Raw genomic sequence first — 13,743 nt, 5'->3', positions numbered from 1 at the left:
GTCGTATGTATGAGCCCGGTTCGCGGCCGGACCGTGATGGCGAGAGGACCCAGGTTGATGCACCGCTCGTTGAGCAAGCTGCGGGGGAGAGTGTTCCCCGACCACTGGTCGCTGTTGTTCGGCCAGATCGCCTTCTACAGCTTCATCGTGGTGATGGTCAGCGGTCTGGTCCTGATGGTTCCCTACGATCCGTCGATCGAGCATGTCGTCTACGACGGCCCGTACTCGCCTCTGCGCGGTGTGTCGATGTCGCGGGCGCTCGACTCGACGCTGAAGATCAGCTTCGAGATGCGCGCCGGACTGCTGGTGCGCCAGGTCCACCACTGGGCGTCGTTGCTGATGGTCGCAGCGATCATGCTGCAGTTGCTGCGGCTGTTCTTCACCGGCGGCTTCCGCCGGCCGCGGCGGCTGAGCTGGCTGGTCGTCTTCGGACTGTTCCTGATCACGCTGGGCGCGGCCCAGACCGGTACGTCGCTCCCGGACGACATGCTGTCGGGGTCGAGCCTCTCGGTCATCGACGGTGTGGTGAAGTCGATCCCGTTCATCGGCTCGGACATCTCGGCCATTCTGTTCAACGGACAGTTCCCGGGTGACGTGCTCAGGCTGTTCTATCCGTTGCACGTGTACGTCCTGCCCGCCCTGCTCGTCGTCCTCTTCATCGCTGCCGCGGTGCTCGGGCTGAAGCACGGACCCGCGCAGTACCCCGGACCGGGCCGCACGAACGACAACATCGTCGGGCACTCGGGGGCGGTGGCCGCGGTCAAGGGTGCCGGACTGTTCTGCTTCGTGGTGGGCGTCTCGCTGGTGATGGGTGTCACGGCGACCATCAACCCGATCTGGATGTACGGCCCGGCCGACCCGGCGAACGCCTCGGCCGGAATCGGCCCGGCGTGGTACCTCGCCTTCGTGGACGGCGGCCTCAGGCTGATGCCGGGCTGGGAGGTCGAGGTCTGGGGCCGGACCCTGACGCTCGCCATCCTGGTACCGGTCGTGGTCTGCAGCCTGTTCCTGGTGCTCTTCGCCGTCTACCCCTTCATCGAGGACTGGATCGTCGGCGACAAGGCGGATCAGAACCTGCTCGACCGGCCCCGCAACAACCCGACCCGGACCGGCATCGGCGTCGCCGGCATCGTCTTCTACGGCACCCTGTGGGCCGCCGCCGGTGCCGACACGATGGCCGTCATGTTCCACACGTCGTTCAACTGGATCATCCACCTGTTGCAGGCGCTCGTGATCGTCGGTCCGCCGGCCGCGCTTGTCCTGACTCGTCGCATCTGCGTCGGGCTGCAGGAACACGACTTGGACGTTGCCGTGGAGGGAACCGAGAGCGGCCGGATCGTCCGGTTGCCGAACGGCGGGTACGTCGAGGACCACCGCCCGGTCGATGCGTACCGGCGCTATCGCCTGGCCGGCTTCGTCCGCGTCCCGGCAGTACCGCTTGCTCCTCAGTACTCCGCGGCACGACGGCTGCAGATCCGGCTGGCGAACTTGTTCGACCAGGACCGGCTGACTCCGGCGCCGGAGGACAACTCGTTGCCTCCGGCCCCTTCGAAGGCCGCCGTCGGGTCAGGCCCGGATCAGTCCTGACGGGGGAGAAGGTGGGCCTTGAGCGAGACGCGGGCACGGCTGATCCGCGACTTCACCGTGCCCACCGGGATACCGACCTGCTCGGCGATCTCGTCGTAGCTGAGCTCGTAGATGTCGCGTAGTACCACGGCCGTGACCGTCTCGGGCAGGTCGATCTCCAGCTGCTCGAGCGCGTCGAGCAGATCCAGCCTGGTGCCGGCGACGACGCTGGTCGTGCGCGGGTCGGGACGGTCGTACCGGGCGGGGCGATCGTCGTCCTGCCAGGCCGCGGTGTTCTCGACGGCGCGGCGCTTCAGCCGCCGGTAGGTCTCGCGGGCCGCGTTCGACGCCACCACGTGGACCCAGGTGCTGAACCGGCTCCGGCCGTTGAAGGTGCCGAGTTTCGTGGCGATCGACAGCAGCGCGTCCTGACAGGCGTCCTCGGCGTCCGCCCGAAACGGCAGTACCCGCTGGCAGATCCGCATCACCTGCGGCTGCACCTGCCGGATCAGCTCGTCCAGCAACGCCGGGTCCTGAGCAGCGCGCCGCGCCAGTTCGTCGAGCGCGTCCGCGTCGGTGACCATGGGCTTGAGGATAATGACTCGCATGGTTCAGCCCTCTCATTTTGGCCGGTACGCCGTGATCCGGCGGCTCGGCAGTGGTGGATTCGCTGCTGTCTGGCTGGTCCGCGACGAAGAGCTCGACGCCGAGGTCGCGGTGAAGGTGCTGGCCGAGCACTGGGTCGACGATCTCGACGTACGCCGCCGGTTCGTCGAGGAGGGGCGCTTCCTGCGCAAGGTCGAGTCGCCGTACGTCGTCGGCGTGCACGACATCGGTACCACCGATGACGACCGGCCTTTCCTGGTGCTGACGTACGCCGACCGTGGATCGCTGGCCGACCGGATCAAGACCGGCCCCCTTCCGCTGGCCGACGCGGTGGAGGTGATCTCGAACGTCAGCGCCGGGCTGCAGGAGTTGCACAATCGAGGTGTCCTGCATCGGGACGTGAAGCCGGAGAACGTGCTGTTCCGCAGTACGCCGACCGGCGAGCGGGCGATGCTCGGCGATCTGGGTCTGGGCAAGTCGCTCGAAGCGGTGTCGCGGGTGACGATGCCGAGTGGGACTCCGGCGTACGTCGCGCCCGAGCAGGTGCGCGGCGATGTACTCGACCCGCGAGCTGATCTGTATGCGTTGGCTGCCGTCACGTACGCCGCGCTGGCCGGCAAGCCGCCGTACGGTGCGACGACTCTGGCGGCGGTCCTGACTGTCGCCGGGCCACCGGACTCGTTGCGGACGGTTCGCGACGATGTACCGGCTGAGGTGGACGAGGTGATCCGGCGTGGGCTGAGCCAGGATCGCGAGCAGCGCTGGCCGGATGTTCAGTCGTTCGCCGAGGCGCTGCGGACGGCTGCTGCGCTGGAGGTTGTCCCCACTCGCCGTCGCCTCTCGCTCAATCCGTGGGTGGCGGCAACCATCGCGGCCGCGCTGCTGGGTGGTACCGGGGGTTATCTGGGCTGGCAGTACGGCGTGCAACGCCAGCGGGTGCGGGTCGTGGATCAACAGCAGGTCCTGTCGGTTGAGCTTCCTCGGGAGTGGGCGCGCACCCGTTCCGGCGACGGCTGGCAGCCGCAGGGGGCGACGAGTCCGCTGCCCGGTCTGTTGGTGAGTGGCGACAACAGCAACTGGAGCAAGTCCGATGCGAGGGTGTCGGGGGTCTTCGCGGGAGTGCTGCCACCGGGGGAGCTGCCGTCGTCGGCTGCTTTGCCTGGTCCGGCGGGCTGCGCGGAGTCGGCGGAGCGGTCCGACAAGCCGTTCATCGCGACGGCGAAGTACGTCGGCTGCCCGGCCGGGATGACGACGTTCGAGCGGGTGCAGCAGATCGACGGCGCGCTGGTACGGATCCAGGTGCGCGCCGAGGACGGGGCGCAGGCCGAGCGAGTGCTCGACTCGCTGGCCTACAACCCCAAGAAATAGAGCTCAGTGGCCTAGCTGGTACGGCCGGTTGTCCTCGTCGCCGGTGCCCTTCTTCAGCGGGGTGGCGAGCTCGCAGGCGCCGGTCTGCGGAGTGCAGCGGGCGATGGCGGTCTTGCCGCCCTGCTCGGCCAGCACCAGGATGTGGTTGGCGTCCTCCATCACGCTGGAGATGATCGCGACCGCGGAACCACCGGACCACTCGCGCACGGCGTGGCCGGTCCGCACGTCGATCGCGGCGAACAGGCCGTCGCCGTACCCGTCCCGATAGGCCGGTCCGCCGAGCGCGTAGGCGCCGTTGGCGTAGAGCTCGTCCACCGCGTATTCGCAGGTGGCCCAGCTCTTCCTGGCCGTCGCGAGATCGATCAGTGCGGTGCAACTGCCGTCGTCGGTCGTCGAAACGATCGACGCCGCGAGCTTGAGGTTCGGCGATACCGCGGACGGATCCGGTACGGCGGTGACGGGCTTCGCCGCGTCGTCGCCGGCCGTCCACTTGTAGAGGCTCTGCTTCTCGCTCTTGTTCGACGCGCTGAAATAGACCTCGCTGCCCTGGACCGCGAGCACCATCGGTTCGTGCTGGCCGTTGACCTGCAACGAGTACTTCTCGCCGCTGGGGTTGTCGCGCCAGGTCAGCGTGAACCGGGGCAGCGCGGTGCCGTCGGCGTTGGTCGGCTGGACGCCGTAGGCGCTACTCGCCTGGTCGGCCGAGGAGGCAACCGTCGTGACGTCGTTGACGGATTCACCACGGGAGCCGTTGGTCCAGGTGGTGAGCACCGCGTTGCCGTTCTCCTTCGGCCGGTGCAGCACAAGCGCGCCCGTACCTGTCCGCGCAACATCCCAGACCGGTCCGTCCGAGGCGGGCAGGGTGAACTTGGTACCACCGACGTGCACGGTCCGGCCGTCGACGTACGACGTGGCCGGTGCGGCGCCCTGCTTGAGCTTGGTGAGGTCGATCGTCTGCTTGACGGCTCCCGACGGCTCGGCCGGCTCGCTCGGCTTGGTCGAGGGCGCCCCCGACGGCCGGCTCGTCGGCGTGGACGGCTTCGTCACCGGCTTGGTCACGCTGTCGATCGGCCTGAGACTCCCGTCCCCGGAGGCCGACGCCAACGTCGGCGTCTGCTGCGCGGCAACCACGATCCCCGCCACCACAGCCCCCACCGAAACCCCGGCCACCAGCCCCGCGAGCTTGATATTCCGCTTCATAATGCCCCTCCGAGTAAGTCCACAGTTTGTCGTAACAGAGGGCTTTGATGGCCGGCCGACACGATCGGTTCACGAGGTCGGGAAAAGCCTGCGTAGGCTCCGGCTTGTGACCGGTGAATTCGCGGGGTGGCCGAGCGCCGCCTTCGATGTGCTGCTCGAGCTCGATGGGGTGCCGTCGGTTGAGGTTAGGGAACGGTGTCGGCGGGACCGGGAGGAGCTGGTTCGGCGGCCGATGGTCGACCTGCTGAGTGCGGTGGCTGATCGGGATGCCGAGTACGAGGACTTTGCGGTTTGGCGGTACGGCGGGGTGATGTTGGAGGCGTGGCAGCGGCAGGGGGCGATTGTGCGGCTGGGGCGGAACGTCGAGCTGTCGCTGCGCTTCGATCTGGACGGGCTGGGGATCAGCGCGGCTTGGTGGTACGCGCCGTCGGAGCAGATTGAGCGGTACCGGAGCGCGGTGGCCGACTCGACGTCTGGGCCGCGGTTCGTGGCCATCGTCCGGAAGCTTGAGCGGCAGGGGTATGAGATCTCGGGCGATCTGTTGAAGCGGCCGCTGCGGGGTTATCCGGCCGATCATCCGCGAGCGCAGTTGCTGCGGCACAGGACCCTTATCGCAGGCCGTCATCTTGGTTGCGACGGCTGGATCCATACAGAGGCTGCGGTTGACCGGGTGCACGACACCTTCAGTCAGCTACGCCCGCTGACTCGCTGGCTGGTCAACCACGTGTCCCTAGCTTGATGTCGCTGCGACGACTCGTTGCTCGATCTGGGCCAGGACGTAGGGGGTGACGGCGGCCCGGTGATGCCCGCAGTGGTGCTTGCGGTGCAGACTGTCTGTTCGTCGTCGACGCGGTGGGGGATCCGTAGCCCGCTCGAGCGGGTGTAGAAGGCGGGGAACCAGTCGCGTTGCCGGCCCAGGACCGGTACAAAGCTAGCGTGTGAATCAGCAGCTGCTGCGACTCAACCGCCCGGCTCGATCAGTGTGCCTCGGCGATTCGTTCGTGGTGCATGATCACCTCGGCGATGATGAAGTTCAGGAACTTCTCGGCGAACACCGGGTCCAGCCCCGCATCGGTCGCCAGTGATCGAAGCCGGGTGATCTGCCGCTCCTCCCGCGACTTGTCGGCTGCCGGCAACCCACTCCGGGCCTTCAGTGCCCCCACCTGCTGAGTGCATTTGAACCGCTCAGCGAGCAGATGCACCAACGCTGCATCGATGTTGTCGATCGTGCCACGCAGCCGGCCGAGTTCAGCAGTCACATCCAGTTCAGTCACCGCACCACTCTGGCACAGAGCCGCACTCATAACCGGAAGCTATAGCTGCGCCACTTCCAGGGGTTTGTTATCTGGTCGTTATCAACTAGTGTTCGTCGCTGTCGCGGGGAAAGCCGCGTGAATCGAGCTTGGAGATGAGATGCGGCTGCCATACACACGGCGGTCCAGGGTAGTGGTCGCGGTTGTCGCGGCCTGCGCGATCGCCGCCGCGGGAACGACGGTGGCACTGGCGAGACGCGGTGACTCGGACCATTCCGCAGGGGCGAAGCCGACCGCGGTGAACGAGATCGCCGACCAGGCGGCCGCTGGAGCCAGTACGAAGCCCTCGGTCGGCAGGCCGTCGACCACTCAGCCTGCGAGGTCGTCGACTGTACCGGTCCGCAAGCCGTCCAGCCCCGCGTCGGTGAAGCCTTCGACGAAAACCACGGTGAAGCCCTCGGCCAAGCCGACCAAGAAGCCCACTACCAAGCCGGTGGTGAAGCCTGTGGTGGTGCCGCAGCAGGGCAATCCGCTCTCGCAGACCGACGGCTTGTACGTCGACCCGCAGTCCCAGCCGGTGTACTGGGTCAGCGAGCACAGTGGTGACGCGCGGCGGGCGTCGATCAAGGCGGGGATCGCCGATCGCCCGCTCGCACGCTGGTTCAACGGCGATGGCGCGGATGTGTCCGACGCCAAGGCGTACGTCGTAGGAGCGTCGCGAGCGGGGAAGCTGCCGGTGCTCGTCTTCTACCATATTCCGCAGCGTGGTTGCGGGGGCGGTGAGGGTGCTTCGAGCGCCTCGGCGTACCGGTCGTGGATCGACTCGATGGCCGCGGCGATCGGCAAGAATCCCGCCGTCGTGATCCTGGAGCCGGATGCGTTGCCTCAGCTGGACTGCCTGAGCTCGTCGGCGCAGACCACCCGGTTGTCGCTGTTCAGCTATGCGGTCGATCAACTGCGATCGTCGGCGCCGAACACCTGGACGTATCTGGACGCCGGCCACGACGACTGGACGCCCGCCGGCACGATGGCCAAGTGGCTCAAGGCCGCCGGTATCGCCAACGCCCGTGGGTTCTCGCTGAACGTGTCTAACTTCCAGTCCACCGCCCGCAACGTCAGCTACGCGAACGCGGTCAACGCGGCCCTCGGCTCATCCAAGCACTTCGTCATCGACACCAGCCGCAACGGCAACCCCCTGAACGGCGACGACTGGTGCAACCCGACCGGCCAGCGGGTCGGCGTCACACCTCGTACCGGCGGTGCTACCGGCCTGGACCTGCAGCTCTGGGTCAAGCCGCCGGGCGAATCCGACGGCGACTGCGGTATCGGCGCCGGCAGCGAAGCCGGCGACTTCAGTCCAGCCATCGCCATGAAGCTCCTCGGCCACTAGCACGACTCGGCTGGCTGGGTCCGATCGAGTGGTAGCTACCCCTCCTGTTGGCTGGCGGCGACCAGTTTGCCGGCGTCGTAGCCTTCGATTCGGATGACGTCGCCGGCGGCGCCAGGGACGGTGAGCTGGATGTCGCCGTCGGTGGTGGCGCTCGTGGCGACCGGTCGGCCGTTGACGTACACGTCGACACTGCTGACGGATCCCGTGGTGATGGTGAGCTTGCGCTTCTTGGCGCCCGCCGCGGCAGACGTGAAGCGCAGCAGGCGCGGTTGCCGCTCAGCCAGCAGGACGCCCGCGGCGGCCATCAGGTCCGCGTTCTCCTCGATGAGGTCGCGCTTGGTGAGTTCGTGGATCTCGTCGGGTACTACGCCGAGGTCCTCCAACGGCTGGCCGATCCGCGTGCCGACCCGCAGCGAGCGACGTAGCGCCACCCGCATCTGCACTCCCTTGGGGAGTTGCTTGAGCTGGCCGTCGGTCCATTCGGTCCGGAGTTCCTCGTGCGTGACGACGTTGGCGCCGCCCGCGCCGGTGTTGCCCTCGACACCGAGTACAGGCCCGATCTCATGGTCCTGGAAACCGGCGGCGAAGATGTCGCAGGCGCTGTAGCACTGCGCATCGGTCACCAGCACGACCGGCCCCTGATAGAGCTGTCCGGTGCTGTTGACGACGTCGATCGGGTAGAGCGACAAGGCGGTGGAGTACGCCGAACCGGTGCTCACCGATTCCTCCAGCAACGCCTTCCAAGCCTGGTAGTCAGGCACTGTCGTGGACAGTCCGGTCGTACCAGGTGTGCTCACGAACTGGAACGGCTCCGGCGTGATCCGGCCTGGGCTGAAGAACTGCAACAGATACTCCGCTGCGATCACGTAGCCGCCACCGTTGCCGCGGACATCGAGCACCAGACCCTCGGATGGAAGCAGGGAGAGCAGCCGGGCGACCTCGTTGAGGAAGCCCTCGATGTCCTGGTCCTGCATGTGGAAGGTGAAGATCCGCAGGTGTCCGAAGGTGCCGCTCGGGGTGTCGACGATGCGGGCCTTGAGTTCGTCGGGACGGCTGGTCGGGACCGGGCCGGCCGCGAGTGGTGCGGCGGCGCGGGGCTTGCGGGCGCGTGCCTTCGCGGCGACGGGCGCCGGATTGAGGGAGGCCGGCGCGAACAGCCGGCGCTTCACTCGGCGCGCCAGTTCGGTGCGGAGGTCCATACCGACCAGGTGGTGTGCCTCGACCCCGATTCCGGTCGGCAGCGATGGCAGGGTTCCGGGGGTGGTCACTTCTTCGGCGGATTCGAAGACCCGCCAGGGAACCCGGGTCTCGTGGGTCGTCCCGCCGACCTTGTAGGTGACGTCGATCCAGTCCTCGTCCGGTGGCAGCGACATGTTGATCGAGCGCAACGTCATGTTCTGCAGGCCTTGCGCGAGCTGGGCGGCCTTGTTGCTGCCGGCCTCGCGGGCTGCGTTCGCCTCGACGGCGAGCTGGATCGGCGTACCGTTCCAGTGCGTCACCTCGACTCCCGCGGTGAGCTGCGGGTCGCCGACTATGTGGTCGAACGTCTTGGTCACCAGGTACTTCGTCTGACCGTCGTCCACGCAGCGCTCGAGGAAGATCCCCAGGAACGCGAAGCCGGCGTACCGCGACGGCAGGATGTAGTTGGTGTGCAGGTCGTGCAGCCCGAGAAAGATCCGCTGCAACTGCACATGGAACTCGGTCTCGCTGAGATCGGCCAACCGATGCCGCAGCAGCCGCAGCGCCTGCAGCGGATCGATCGCATGCATCGCCCGCTTGAGCGGTAGATGGGCGTAAACCTCACCGATCAGAATCTCCGCCTGATCCAGCACGACCCGACGCTGCGCGTCACTCAACGGCCCCCGCGCGATATGCCCCCGAAACTGCGGCATCGTGCGAACGGTCCCCAACCCATGATCCGCACTGAGAACAACACTGTCTGGCTGAGCCATGACTCCACCACCCCCGGCAAGTTGCCTTCCAGCATCCCCCCGCAGCTGTCGGCCAGCAAGGCCCTAGGCGAGCTCCAGACCGAGCCATTGGGCGAGGTTGCCGAGTTCGGTCTGGACGGACTTGCTTGTCCGGCGGGTGAAAGGGACGTCCTGGTGGATCGCGTTGACGCAGAGGACGGACGCCTTGCGGTCGGCGGTGGCATCCAGTTTGCCGATGAGTTGGTCGTTGTGGAGGATCGGTAGGGCGAAGTAGCCCCAGCGACGGTCGGCTGCTGGTTTGTACATCTCCAGCGTGTACTCGAAGTCGAACAGTTCCTCGGCCCGGCCGCGATTGTGGATCAGGCGGTCGAAGGGGGAGAGGAACGCGGTACGGCCCTCGAAGTCATCGGCCTCGAGGGCGGCGGGATCCACTCGCCATTCACCCTTCGTGCCTTCGACCTCGGCCGGTTGCCGACGAAGCCGACGATCCAGGGCTCGACCGGGACCTCGGTGCCCTTGGCCCGGGCGATTCCCAATGAGCGCAGCCGGCGCTCGTTCCTCAGGTGGGTCGCTTCCTCGACGGTGGGGATGACGAGGTCGGACGGGTAGACCCGTTCAGCGAGATCCCACTTGCGTTCGCGGCCGACCCGGCCGGTGATGGCGACCTCGCCGCGGGCGATCAAGCAGTCCAGCATCTTGGTGACGTTGCGAGCGTTGGTCCAGCCGGTCGATGCCCACGGCTCGGTCGAGGTGTCGGGTATGTCGCGTGAGATCAGCGGCCCTCGCTCGCCGAGCAACTCCAGGATGTCGCGCCGGAAGCCGTCGTTCTTCTTCATCCACTCGCGGGCCCGCTCCCACGTCGGCTGCTCGGCCGCGCCGGCCAGGTACAAGCCGACATCGCTCGTAGGCCGGATCAACGCGTTGTACTCGAAGAGCGTCCGGTCCACCTCCAGCGCCTGCCGCAACAAGGCCGGCTGGTACGCCGCACCCAACCGGCTCCACGCGACCAGATCCGCGTTGGGAGCGATCGCCGCCGTCGGATCGACCTGCAGCAAGGTCAAGTCGTGGACCATCGTCACCAGGTCGGTCGGCCGGTCCGCGGTCAGCAACTGAGCCCGTACTGCGATCCGCCGCGCCTGCTGCTTCGTCAGGTGGAGCACTGCCGGTCCCACTCCCCGTCGACGCCGATGGTCGGCGCCAACGGTACGGCAACGCGGGCGCACCACGATTCTGATACCGTGTTTATTAAAGCCGGTTGCGATAACCAGAGGGCGGAGCGATGGACGGTGGGATCCGAGGCGCCGCTCAGGTCGAGCGGTCGGCCAATCAGGTCGCCTGTCTGCAGTTCCTGAGCACCACTGACGACGCGCAGACGGTCGGCGCCATCAGTGCCGGAACCGGGCTGTCGCGTCCGACTGTGCATGCTGTGTTGGACGATCTTCTTGAGGCTGGGCTGGTGAGCGCGACCAGTCCGGCGGTGGCGGGGCCTGGGCGGCCTGCTCGTGCGTTTCGGTTCGCTCGCGAGGTGGGGCTGGTGGCCGGGGTGGATCTCGGGCCGCGAGGTGCTCGTGGGGTTCTTCACGATCTGTCCGGCGAGCGGCTGGCCTACGTCGAGTTGATGGGGGAGCGCCCCGATGTCGCGCTGATCGAGCGGGCCGTACGGGCCGTCGTCGAGGAGGCCTCCGTCGACATCGAGCGCCTGCGGGCGGTCGGTGTTGCTCTGCCGGGCGTGGTCGAGGCTGACGGCAGCCTGCGCGCGTGTCTTGCGATTCCTGACCTGGTCGGCCTGCCGATCGCGGAGACGCTGACGCAGACGCTGGGCTGTTCCGTTGCCATTGACAACGACATCAAGCTCGCGGCGCTGGCCGAGCAACGGGGTGGCGCCGGTCGCGGGTACGAGGATGTCGTCTACCTGCAGATCGGTACCCGACTGTCGGTGTCGATCGTTCTCAATGGTGTCATCCGCCAGGGCCGGCACCGGATGGCCGGCGAACTCGGCGCCCAGCGCAAGATGCGCTGGACCCGCAATGCAAAACGAGGGCAGCTGGTATGGACCTCGCGGCCGACCGGTGAGGCAGTACTGAAGGCCGCCGCGGCCGGCGACCCCGATGCCCGCGCCGAGATCGAGGACTTCTGCGCGCAGATCGCCGAGCGGATCGCCACCGTGTTGCTGGTCGTCGACCCGGAGGTCCTGGTCGTCCGGGGCGGGCCGGCTGCGGACAGCGACGTGCTGATCGGGGCGCTCGAAGCGGCCGTCGACAAGGAGCTGCTCATCCCTGAACGACCGCCGTTCGTCGCTTCGGCGCTGGGCCGCGAGGCCGTGGTGCTCGGAGCGGCCGGCAACGCGTTCGACCGGTTCAGTTCGGACATCTACTGCGTGCACGGCTATCCGAGCCCGTGGACGCCCATCACTCATGACGTCGAGAGGACCACCAGTGAAATTGGGAGTTAGCTCGTACTGCTTCCGCAAGCTCATGGCCAGCGGTGAGATGGACCTGATCGCCGTCCTGGACTGGGTCGCGGCCTCGCCCGCCGAGCATGTGGAGGTCGCCGCGGTCGACGGCGAGTACTACCTCGAGAACGACGAGGTCGTGCGGAAGGCGGCCGCGCACGCCGCCGACATCGGCGTACCGATCGTGAACTATCTGGTCAGTGGTGACCTGCGGACGGCCGACTGCGAGGAGATCGATCGGCTGCGCCGGCAGCTCGATGTCGCGCACCGCTTCGGCGCGCGGATCTTCCGGCACGACGTCGCGCCGTGGGCCTGGCGCGAGCAGGACCAGGCCGAGTTCGAGTCGACGTTCGAGCAGGTCGTGATCGGCTGCCAGGCAGTCGCCGACCACGCAGCGTCGCTGGGCATCGTGTCGACGATCGAGAACCACGGCTTCTTCATGAACGGGAGCGAGCGGCTGTCCCGGCTCGTGTACGCCGTCGACCGGCCGAACTTCCGCGTCACGCTCGACCTCGGCAACGGCCTGTGCGTCGGTGAGGTACCGGGCAAGACGGCGGCCGGACTGATCGACGTCGCGGCCTCGGTCGGCGTGAAGGACTTCCACATCCGGCGTACGGCGCCAGGCGAGGGCTGGCTGAAGACGCTGGCCGGCGACTACCTGCTCGGTACGGTCGCGGGCCATGGAGACGTCGACCTGCACAGCCTGCTGGCGTTGGTCGCCACCAAGCCCGATCTGCCGGTCAGCCTCGAGTTCGAGGGCATGGAGGCGACTCCGCAGGCCATCGAGCGCTCACTCGAGAACATTCTCGAACTGGTTGGAGCCTGACATGACGACCCGGATCGCAGTGATCGGGCTGGGCGCGATCGCCGGCCAGCACCTGATCTCGTACCAGAAGAACCCGCAGTCCGAGCTGGTCGCCGTCTGCGACCTCGACCGGGACCGGGCCAAGGCGCGCGCGGACGAGTTCGGCGTACCGAAGGCCACGGACGTCGTCGAGGAGATCCTCTCCGACTCCGAGGTCGACGCGGTCAGCATCTGCGTGCCGAACGTCCTGCACGCCAAGATCGCGGAGGCGGCGCTGCGGGCCGGCAAGGACGTGCTGATCGAGAAGCCGATGTCGGTGACGGTGGCCGAGGCCGAGGCGCTGGTCCGGGCGACCAAGGAGACGGGACAGGCGTTGCAGATCGGCTACGTACGCCGGTTCGCGCCGAACGCCCTGGTGATCAAGCGTTTCCTGGACGAGGGCGAGCTCGGCGACATCTACGCCGCCCGGGCCTCGATCATCCGGGCGGCCGGCAACCCCGGCGGCTGGTTCGGTGACGTCGACGTCTCCGGTGGCGGCCCGCTGATCGACCTGGGCGTCCACATCATCGACCTGTGCTGGTATCTGATGGGAGGGCCGGAAGCTGTATCGGCGTCCGGCGCGACCTTCTCACCACTCGGTGCCCGGGACAACATCCAGCACCTGACCCGGTACCGGGCGGCGTCCGCGACCCGGGTGAACAACGTCGAGGACTACGCGACGGCACAGATCCGGTTCGCGAACGGGGCCGTGCTCGACGTCGACACGTCGTACTCGCTGCACGCCAGGAACTCCACCAGCGTGAAGATCCACGGCGACAAGGGCGGCGCCGAGATCGAACCCGAGCTGCTGATGATCACCGAGCAGCACGACACGCTGGTCCACATCCAGCCGCAGATCGACTCGCTGGGCTTCGACTTCACCACCGCGTTCGCCAACCAGATCGACCACTTCCTCCGGATCTGCCGCCGCGAGATCCCCGCCGACGCGACCGCCGAGCACGGCCTCGAGATGGCCCGGATCCTGACCGCCGTCTACGAGTCGGCCCGGACCGGCTCCGAGGTCGCCATCACCCGCTGACCGCCCGGCCCCGGCCCCGTGACCCGGCTCTGTCCGCGGTCACGGGGTCTTCGTATGTGAACGCTCACAGCTCGCCGCCACCTGAGCCGCGCGA

General features: G+C 67.6%; 13 protein-coding genes. 7 read left to right on the top strand and 6 right to left on the bottom strand.

Annotated features, from left to right (window positions below; translation table 11 throughout):
- The first annotated feature begins 57 nt into the window (after window positions 1-57).
- On the top strand, window positions 58-1,587 hold the full coding sequence (locus AB0M15_RS26605; RefSeq protein WP_363824156.1) for a cytochrome b N-terminal domain-containing protein: 1,530 nt from the start codon (window positions 58-60) through the stop codon (window positions 1,585-1,587).
- Here the strand turns inward: AB0M15_RS26605 and AB0M15_RS26600 are convergent.
- Window positions 1,578-2,150, bottom strand: a complete 573-nt coding sequence (locus tag AB0M15_RS26600) for a sigma-70 family RNA polymerase sigma factor (RefSeq protein WP_344846919.1) — start codon at window positions 2,148-2,150, stop codon at window positions 1,578-1,580. The genes AB0M15_RS26605 and AB0M15_RS26600 overlap by 10 nt on opposite strands.
- Window positions 2,151-2,172: 22 nt before the next feature.
- On the opposite strand from AB0M15_RS26600, the gene AB0M15_RS26595 reads away from it, so the two are divergent.
- Complete coding sequence (locus AB0M15_RS26595; RefSeq protein WP_363824155.1) at window positions 2,173-3,540, top strand: serine/threonine-protein kinase; 1,368 nt, start codon at window positions 2,173-2,175, stop codon at window positions 3,538-3,540.
- Window positions 3,541-3,543: 3 nt separating this feature from the next.
- Here the strand turns inward: AB0M15_RS26595 and AB0M15_RS26590 are convergent, their stop codons facing one another.
- Window positions 3,544-4,740 carry a hypothetical protein gene (locus tag AB0M15_RS26590; RefSeq protein WP_363824154.1) on the bottom strand — a complete coding sequence of 399 codons (1,197 nt, stop codon included), beginning with the start codon at window positions 4,738-4,740 and terminating at the stop codon, window positions 3,544-3,546.
- Window positions 4,741-4,846: 106 nt separating this feature from the next.
- Between AB0M15_RS26590 and AB0M15_RS26585 the strand changes: the two genes are divergently transcribed.
- Window positions 4,847-5,479: a DUF2461 family protein gene (locus AB0M15_RS26585; RefSeq protein WP_363824153.1), complete on the top strand. Its 633-nt coding sequence runs from the start codon at window positions 4,847-4,849 to the stop codon at window positions 5,477-5,479.
- Here the strand turns inward: AB0M15_RS26585 and AB0M15_RS26580 are convergent.
- Together AB0M15_RS26580 and AB0M15_RS26575 are read right to left on the bottom strand one after the other, a co-directional pair.
- Entirely contained in the window at window positions 5,428-5,658 is a 231-nt protein-coding gene (locus AB0M15_RS26580; RefSeq protein WP_363824406.1) for a hypothetical protein, read from the bottom strand. The genes AB0M15_RS26585 and AB0M15_RS26580 overlap by 52 nt on opposite strands.
- Before the next feature lie 59 nt (window positions 5,659-5,717).
- The gene (locus AB0M15_RS26575) at window positions 5,718-6,014 is read right to left on the bottom strand and encodes a chorismate mutase (RefSeq protein ID WP_363824152.1); all 297 of its coding nucleotides are present in this window, start codon (window positions 6,012-6,014) and stop codon (window positions 5,718-5,720) included.
- 139 nt (window positions 6,015-6,153) lie between these two features.
- Here AB0M15_RS26575 and AB0M15_RS26570 point away from each other — a divergent pair, with 139 nt between their 5' ends.
- Window positions 6,154-7,383, top strand: a complete 1,230-nt coding sequence (locus tag AB0M15_RS26570; RefSeq protein ID WP_363824151.1) for a glycoside hydrolase family 6 protein — start codon at window positions 6,154-6,156, stop codon at window positions 7,381-7,383.
- A gap of 35 nt (window positions 7,384-7,418) precedes the next feature.
- Here AB0M15_RS26570 and AB0M15_RS26565 read toward each other — a convergent pair whose 3' ends face one another.
- Both AB0M15_RS26565 and AB0M15_RS26560 read right to left on the bottom strand, forming a co-directional pair.
- Window positions 7,419-9,275, bottom strand: coding sequence for a S41 family peptidase (locus tag AB0M15_RS26565; protein ID WP_363824150.1), 1,857 nt, complete (start codon window positions 9,273-9,275; stop codon window positions 7,419-7,421).
- A gap of 123 nt (window positions 9,276-9,398) precedes the next feature.
- Window positions 9,399-9,806 carry a crosslink repair DNA glycosylase YcaQ family protein gene (locus tag AB0M15_RS26560; RefSeq protein WP_363824405.1) on the bottom strand — a complete coding sequence of 136 codons (408 nt, stop codon included), beginning with the start codon at window positions 9,804-9,806 and terminating at the stop codon, window positions 9,399-9,401.
- Between the two features lie 787 nt (window positions 9,807-10,593).
- Between AB0M15_RS26560 and AB0M15_RS26555 the strand changes: the two genes are divergently transcribed.
- Genes AB0M15_RS26555 through AB0M15_RS26545 form a run of 3 tightly spaced genes read left to right on the top strand, consistent with a single transcriptional unit; the run spans window position 10,594 to window position 13,649 of the window.
- The gene (locus tag AB0M15_RS26555) at window positions 10,594-11,766 is read left to right on the top strand and encodes an ROK family transcriptional regulator (RefSeq protein ID WP_363824149.1); all 1,173 of its coding nucleotides are present in this window, start codon (window positions 10,594-10,596) and stop codon (window positions 11,764-11,766) included.
- Window positions 11,750-12,592 (top strand): sugar phosphate isomerase/epimerase, encoded by an 843-nt coding sequence (locus AB0M15_RS26550; protein WP_363824148.1) that lies wholly within the window; start codon window positions 11,750-11,752, stop codon window positions 12,590-12,592. Before AB0M15_RS26555 ends, AB0M15_RS26550 begins: the two co-directional genes overlap by 17 nt.
- Before the next feature lies 1 nt (window position 12,593).
- Window positions 12,594-13,649 carry a Gfo/Idh/MocA family oxidoreductase gene (locus AB0M15_RS26545; protein ID WP_363824147.1) on the top strand — a complete coding sequence of 352 codons (1,056 nt, stop codon included), beginning with the start codon at window positions 12,594-12,596 and terminating at the stop codon, window positions 13,647-13,649.
- Window positions 13,650-13,743 lie beyond the last annotated feature (94 nt).

Origin of the sequence: Kribbella sp. NPDC051718 (genome assembly GCF_040681515.1) — a bacterium.
Classification (GTDB): domain Bacteria; phylum Actinomycetota; class Actinomycetes; order Propionibacteriales; family Kribbellaceae; genus Kribbella.
Note: the sequence above shows the minus strand (reverse complement) of the source record. Positions and strands in the feature narration are given on the sequence as shown.